At 43.0% G+C, this 7,048-nt stretch carries 6 protein-coding genes; 4 read left to right on the top strand and 2 right to left on the bottom strand.

The annotated features are described in order from the left end of the window. Window positions 1-218 precede the first annotated feature (218 nt). Window positions 219-626, top strand: a complete 408-nt coding sequence (locus FFM80_RS07245) for an iron-sulfur cluster biosynthesis family protein (protein ID WP_137640198.1) — start codon at window positions 219-221, stop codon at window positions 624-626. A gap of 68 nt (window positions 627-694) precedes the next feature. On the opposite strand, the gene FFM80_RS07240 is transcribed toward FFM80_RS07245, so the two are convergent. Continuing rightward, window positions 695-871, bottom strand: coding sequence for an SPJ_0845 family protein (locus tag FFM80_RS07240; protein WP_137640197.1), 177 nt, complete (start codon window positions 869-871; stop codon window positions 695-697). 204 nt (window positions 872-1,075) lie between these two features. On the opposite strand from FFM80_RS07240, the gene FFM80_RS07235 reads away from it, so the two are divergent. From FFM80_RS07235 to uvrC, 3 genes are all read left to right on the top strand, one after another. Further along, window positions 1,076-2,554: an ABC transporter substrate-binding protein/permease gene (locus tag FFM80_RS07235; RefSeq protein WP_137640196.1), complete on the top strand. Its 1,479-nt coding sequence runs from the start codon at window positions 1,076-1,078 to the stop codon at window positions 2,552-2,554. After that, on the top strand, window positions 2,547-3,287 hold the full coding sequence (locus tag FFM80_RS07230; RefSeq protein WP_137634871.1) for an amino acid ABC transporter ATP-binding protein: 741 nt from the start codon (window positions 2,547-2,549) through the stop codon (window positions 3,285-3,287). Before FFM80_RS07235 ends, FFM80_RS07230 begins: the two co-directional genes overlap by 8 nt. A gap of 148 nt (window positions 3,288-3,435) precedes the next feature. After that, entirely contained in the window at window positions 3,436-5,250 is a 1,815-nt protein-coding gene (gene uvrC / locus FFM80_RS07225) for an excinuclease ABC subunit UvrC (protein WP_137640195.1), read from the top strand. A 450-nt stretch (window positions 5,251-5,700) separates the two neighbouring features. Here uvrC and FFM80_RS07220 read toward each other — a convergent pair whose 3' ends face one another. After that, window positions 5,701-7,023 carry a metallophosphoesterase gene (locus FFM80_RS07220; RefSeq protein WP_223877315.1) on the bottom strand — a complete coding sequence of 441 codons (1,323 nt, stop codon included), beginning with the start codon at window positions 7,021-7,023 and terminating at the stop codon, window positions 5,701-5,703. Between the last annotated feature and the right edge of the window lie 25 nt (window positions 7,024-7,048).

The raw sequence follows: 7,048 nt of genomic DNA, 5'->3' as shown, positions 1-7,048 counted from the left end.
CTCCCCATACAAAAACTCCTCTCTAAGTAAACAAGCTTTAATTATTTGCTTGTCTACCCATAGAGGAGTATAGCCCATCAGTGATTAACCATGATGGAATCCTTTTTTTGAGCCGTAGCTGAGCTGAAAAATTGCATTTAGTCGTTGAACGCGGTATATTAGTAACTGTAAAAGAGTTGTACACAACTTAATTGTCATAAGCGAAAGGGTGTTGAATAATGAAGATTAATATCAAAGATGATGCACAGGCTTATTTAGCTGATAAGATTCCGGCTGGTAGTCGGGTTATCTTAACCACGGATGATGGCTCAAACAAGTATTCCAGTTTAGGTGGGAGTTGTGCCATTGGCAATAAGTTCCAACTGGTCATTTTGAAGGTTGCTGATCCTGATTATACAACGCCATTGGAGAATAACGCTGGCTACGAGATGGCCACCACGCCCGCTGATGCAATGTATTTAGGGAATGGGTTAAATATTGCGCGTTGGCACAATGCCTTGGCCTTAAAAGATGATAGCGGGATGTTGGATGGTGCGTTATCGGTCGTTGATTGGCGTACGGTCACACCAGAAACGGAAGCGGAACGGCGTGAGAAGATGCAAACTATCGGTACTAAAATCTGCTAATAATGTAATCAATTAAAAAAGCCGTTAACTTAGGGAAATCCCAGGTTAACGGCTTTTTTGAGCACCAATTATTGCTTGGCGTCTTTGGTTTTGGCGTCTTTAGCTTGATCAGCTTTACGTTTTGAATGTTCGTCAATGGTTTCTTGAATTGCCTTGGTTGACAGTTTGTCTTTATCATCAGGACCAATCGCAAATTTATCGAATAGTTTATCTAAGTTATCTTGACGTTGGACTTTTAAGCTCATGCAATCATTCCTTTCAATTACCGCTAATCATAGCAAATTTTGACGAATTTGTCAGCTTTGGCTCTTTTATACACTAATCAGGCCGTAATAACTGCATAAATCGCTAATTTATGCATAAAATAAAGAAATTATCAAAAATACTTGCATAAATAATCATAAACACTTATACTTTATTCTTGTAAAATGAAATTAAGGAGAACGCTTATGAAGAAAAAAATAGGGTTGCTACTAGCAATGTTGGCAGCGCTCGTGATGATGGTTGGAGTTTTTGGTAATCCGACGTCCGCACAAGCCGCTGACAGCTCATTAGCTAAGATTCAAAAGAAGGGTGTCTTAGTCATGGGGACGTCCCCAGATTATCCACCATATGAATTCCAGGCAACGGTTAAAGGGAAGAGTGCCGTTGTTGGGATGGATGTTAAAATCGGGGAAAAGGTTGCTAAGGACTTAGGCGTTAAGCTAAAGATTAAGTCCATGTCATTCGATTCTTTATTAGTGGCGTTACAGACTGGTAAGGTCGATATGATTATTTCCGGGATGAACCCGACGCCCGCTCGGCGAAAGAATGTTGATTTCACCCATACCTACTATAAAGGTGGCTATGAGATTGTCATTAATAAGACCGATAAAGGCAAGTACAAGAATAAGGATTCATTTGGTGGCGGTACGTTAGGTGCCCAAACTGGGACCACGCAATATAACGCCGCTAAGAAACAAACGAAGAACACTAAAGTAAAAGGGATGACCTCGCAATCAGATTTGATTTTGGCGTTACAAAGCCATAAGTTAGATGGGGTTGCCATGGAAAAGCCATCTGCGGAAGCCTATGTCTCCAATAACAAGCAATTAGCCGCGATTCCAAGTAACTTTAGTATGAGTTCATCCGCGACTAGTTCTGCGATTGCCTTTCGGAAAGGCTCCACGAGTCTAGTTAATAAAGTTAATCAGACTGTTGACCAAATTAAAAAGGAAAACTTAGTTAAAAAAGATTATTTGCCAGCTGCTGGGAAGTATTTGAAGACCAATACGGTAAATACCTCGATGGGGCATTACTGGAAAGCCTTCTTAACTGGGATTGAATATACGTTGATCATTACGGTTTGTTCCGTCTTCTTCGGGTTCATCATTGGGGTCTTATTGGCCTTAGCCCGGTTAGGCAAAGGCAACTTCCTGAAGAGCCTCTTACGTTGGATTGCTACGGCTTATGTCGAATTCATTCGGGGCACACCAATGATGGTACAAGTCATGTTTGTTTACTTTGGTTTAGGGTTATTCGTCAATCTACCAGCGTTAACATCCGGGATTATTGCGATTTCCTTGAACTCTGGGGCTTACGTGGCTGAATACATCCGTGGTGGGATCAATTCTGTTGATATTGGTCAAACGGAAGCTGCTCGGAGCTTAGGGATGTCCAACGGTGAAACGATGCGCTTTGTCGTCTTGCCACAAGCGTTGAAGAATATCTGGCCATCATTAGGGAATGAATTTATTACCCTGATCAAGGATAGTTCAATCGTGTCGATCATCGGGGTTACTGAATTGATCTATCAAAGTAACATCGTGCGTTCTGACACTTATCGTGGGGTCGCGCCAATCGTGGTCATTATGGTCTTATACTTCATCTTGACCTTTACGGCGTCCCGGATTTTGAACTATTTCGAAAGGAAGATGCAACATGCCTAAACCAGTGATTGAAGTTGAAAAACTCGCCAAAAGTTTTGGTGACAATGCCGTTTTAAAAGATATTACCGAACAAGTAAACCCTGGCCAAGTGATCGTCGTTATCGGCCCTTCCGGTGGTGGGAAAAGTACGTTCTTACGTTGCTTGAACTTATTAGAAACTCCTACTAGTGGGAAAGTGGCTTTTGAAGGCCATGATTTGACGACCATGGATACCAAGAGCGTGAACTCGTTACGAGAAAAGATGGGGATGGTGTTCCAAGGGTTCAACCTGTTCCCAAACATGACCGTCTTAGAAAACATCAAGTTGGCCCCAATGAAAGTTAAGCATGCCGATGATGCTAGTGCAACCAAGCAAGCGCATGAATTATTGCAACGGGTTGGTTTGGATGATCATGCCGATGCCTTTCCAGATAGCCTATCTGGTGGGCAAGCGCAACGGGTAGCCATTGCACGGGCGTTGGCGATGAATCCAGAAGTGATGTTATTTGACGAACCAACCTCCGCCTTAGACCCTGAAATGGTTGGCGAAGTCTTGAATGTTATGCAAGAACTTGCTAAAGATGGGATGACGATGGTCGTCGTCACCCATGAAATGGGCTTTGCCAAGTCGGTTGGGGATCGTATTTGGTTCATGGCCGATGGGTATATTCAGGAAAATAGTACGCCAGAAAAGTTCTTTGCTAATCCGGAAACGGATCGGGCCAAAGATTTTCTCTCAAAAATTTTAATGTAAAGCTAACAGACGAGCTTGGCCATGTGGTCAAAGCTCGTTTTTTTAGCTAAGAACTGATTTACCGAACAGACGTGCTCTTTACTTGTCAGACCTTGAGTATCGGCGGTATACTAGTAGCGCTGAATTAGAAGACGGGAGGCGTCGCGGGATGGCTTCGGAACATATTGAACATAAATTATCGTTATTACCGGATTTACCAGGTTGTTATTTAATGAAGAATTTAAATAGCCAGATTATTTATGTTGGGAAAGCTAAAAATTTAAAAAATCGCGTGCGTTCTTACTTTAAGAGTAGTCATACAGGTAAAACGGCGCGCTTAGTTTCAGAGATTGCTGATTTTGAGTTTATCGTTACTTCCACCGATAAGGAAGCTTTTTTATTGGAAATTACGTTGATTCAAAAGCATCAACCTTATTTTAATATTAAGTTGAAAAAAGGGACCGGCTATCCGTACATTAAGATTACAAACGAACGTGATCCGCAAATCTTGATTGTCAGTGATGTACGTAAGGATGGCGGGTATTACTTTGGCCCGTATCCGAATGTCTATGCGGCACAAGAAACGGTCAACTTTATTCAAAAAGTGTATCCGTTACGGCGTTGTCACGGCTTCCAAGGCCGCCCATGTCTGTATTATCATATGGGCCAATGTCTTGGGGCATGCTTCCAAACGGTGCCCACTGAAAAGTATGACGCGCAGATCAAACGCATCAAGGCCTTTTTAAGTGGTCATGTTGAAACGGTCAAAAAACAATTAACGACGCGGATGACGAAGGCTGCGGCTGATTTAGAGTTCGAACGTGCTGCTGAATTGCGTGATCAATTGACTTATATTGAAATGACCGTTGAAAAGCAAAAGATTATTTCAAATGATCATACGCCACGGGATTTGTTTAACTTTTACTTGGATAAAGGTTGGTTGTCAATTCAAGTCTTCTTTATCCGGCAGGCGCGCTTAATGAAGCGTGAGAAACGGTTATTCCCGATTGTCTCAACGGCGCCGGAAGAAATGACAAGTTTTATTTTACAGTTCTACAATCGTAAGAATAACGTGTTACCACGCGAAGTATTAGTGCCAGCGGGGCTAGATAAAGCCGTGTTAAGTGATATCTTAGGGATTCCGGTACGGACACCGCAACGGGGCCAGAAAAAGGATTTGCTTGATCTAGCCGAAAAGAATGCCCGGATTGTGTTGGAAGAGAAGTTCCGGTTATTGGAGTTGGATGAACGCAAGACCACCGGGGCGATGAAGGAAATTACGGATGCGCTTGGGTTGCCACCAGGTCATAAGATTGAAGCGTTTGACCACTCGCATATTCAAGGGGCCGATTTGGTCTCGGCGATGGTCGTCTTTACGGATGGCCAGCCGAATAAAAAGCTGTACCGTAAGTTCAAGCTTCGAACCGTTGATCATGCCGATGAAGCCGCGTCAACGCGTGAAGTGATTCGGCGGCGCTACACACGACTACTAAAAGAGCACGCTAAGCTGCCTGACTTGATTCTGATGGATGGCGGGGACATTCAGTTAGATGCGGCTAAAGACGTCTTAGAAAACGAATTAGGCTTAGATACACCGGTCGCGGCGATGGTTAAGAATGATCATCATAAGACCGCTGACCTGTTAGCTTCAGCGGGCGATGCCCATTTGAACTTAGATCCCAAGAGTCAGGGCTTTTATTTGTTGCAACGGATTCAAGATGAAGTGCATCGGTTTGCGATTACGTTCCACCGGCAAGTGCATACGAAACATTCATTAAGTTCGCGACTAGATGAGATCCCTGGGGTGGGTCCGAAAACGCGTAATAAATTATTACGTAAATTTGGGTCAATGACAAAGATTGCCGCGGCCCCAATTGAAGAAATTCAAAAGCTTGGTATTGCCAAGAACGTGGCCCAGACCATTAAGTTCTCCTTGGCTGGTGGTGGGGTAACACCGAAACACTACCAAAAAGGGGCGACATAGTCGAAAAATTAGTTGGCGGTTACAATTTTGTAATCTTTTTGTAACTCAACTAATAAACAATAGCAATATTTCTATCGTATACTCAAGATGTTATATAAGTTTTGTACCAGAAAAAGATGCTATTAAGGATCATTTCTGTAAGCTGATATAATCACAACGTCAAGAAATACCCGTAGCCGACATTTTGTTGGTTGCGGGTATTTTTTGTTTCAAAGTTAGCAACTAAATAATTGTATAATACAAGACATGGTAATGGTTGACTACAAATGATGCTTAATTTGAGGGCTAATGGGGAAATTACTAAAAATTGAAAGTGAGACTAGTGATAAAAAAGGCACACCGTCGATTTCGATGGTGTGCCTTAGAAATTAAGGTAGTATGTTTGGTGCTTAGTTGGGCCAGCATCGGCAGACAACAAGTGTAACTAGCATTCAGCGTAGCCTAGTGATTTTAACGAACACTGCCGGACCAATCCACATTGCCATGCAAGTGCTTGGTCCGCAAGATAAATTGCCGTAATCGCGTTGACTTTGGCATCTTTTCCCAAGCTTTGATATTGGCGCTATTTTTAACGGGCTGCCCGCTGAAGAGGGCAATATTAGCTTCACCCATACCAGCTGCTAATGTCTTAATCTTTTTAGTTGAATAATTTGACTCTGAACGGTCTTCATATAATTGGCTTAAAGCGGCATTGTAGCCAGATGCATATAAAACGTCATGATCGTATTTCCGATATGCAGTAGCGGCGTGAGCCCCTTGATTGGCCTTAATATAGTTAGTCACATTTAACGGCTTAGCATGATAAGTCGCAGTGCCTGCCGTTTGATCGATCTTTAAAGTCCCATAATAGTGATTGCCTAAGATTAAGGCCCCGCTGGCAATTTCAGTTAATTTAGTGTCATTGACGGTCGTGGCTTTAATGCTTTGCGCGTGAATATGGCCGCTAAGAGTTAGCTTAGCATTCGCTTGACTGAACACTTTTTGAACTTGATCCGCATAGCCAATGGTGTAGCCTTGATGGATCATGGTGTGGTTCATTAAGTTATGGTGCATGACCGGGATTAACGTGGCGTGTTGCTTTTTGGCTTCGCGACCAACTTTAGCAATCCAGTCCAAGGTGCCATCCGTAAAGCCACCACCGACTGTTGAGCTGCCTTGTTGGTAGTTACCTTTATAAATAGCTGAGTCGAGCATTAAAAACCAGGTCTTTTGACTCGGTTTAACGAGGTAGCTAAGTGAACTGCTGTCGTGTTGCACACTGGCAGCGTACCCGGCTTTAGCATAGATACTTTTGAATTCACTAGGACTAATTGCGTCAGCGCCATATTGTTTCTTCCCCTTAAAGCTACGGGTCATCGGATTATTAATATCATGGTTACCAGGCACCACATAAACCCGGATATGGCGTTGTGTTAGGCGTTTTAATTGGCTGGCCACATACTCATGGCTTGCTTTTTCACCGTTATTCGTAATGTCGCCACTCACAATGACGACATCTGGTTTTTTATGTAACGCGGTGGCAATGAATGCTTTAAAAATCGTGGCACTATATTTTAAATCAGCACCGGCATCACTAGCGGCATAAGATTTAAAAGCGCTACCATTATCATGCAGCTTGGGCGCGATAACATGGTCGTCACTAATAACCATGGCGGTCAGTTGCCGCGTTTTAACTTGGCTGGGGTTAGGCTTAGCTTGAGCCTGACAACCAGCTAACAGGAGGGCACTGCCTAAAGCTAAGGTTAATGCCCAATGACGGATCGTATTTTTCACAAAAATCGTCTCATTTCATTGAAGT

It is taken from the genome of Lactiplantibacillus dongliensis, from assembly GCF_005405105.1.
Lineage (GTDB): Bacteria > Bacillota > Bacilli > Lactobacillales > Lactobacillaceae > Lactiplantibacillus > Lactiplantibacillus dongliensis.
Note: the sequence above shows the minus strand (reverse complement) of the source record. Positions and strands in the feature narration are given on the sequence as shown.

Coding starts and splice junctions, on each gene's coding strand:
- uvrC (WP_137640195.1), top strand. CDS start 3,436: ATGGCTTCGGAACATATTGAACATAAATTATCGTTATTACCGGATTTA.
- FFM80_RS07240 (WP_137640197.1), bottom strand. CDS start 871: ATGAGCTTAAAAGTCCAACGTCAAGATAACTTAGATAAACTATTCGAT.
- FFM80_RS07245 (WP_137640198.1), top strand. CDS start 219: ATGAAGATTAATATCAAAGATGATGCACAGGCTTATTTAGCTGATAAG.
- FFM80_RS07235 (WP_137640196.1), top strand. CDS start 1,076: ATGAAGAAAAAAATAGGGTTGCTACTAGCAATGTTGGCAGCGCTCGTG.
- FFM80_RS07230 (WP_137634871.1), top strand. CDS start 2,547: ATGCCTAAACCAGTGATTGAAGTTGAAAAACTCGCCAAAAGTTTTGGT.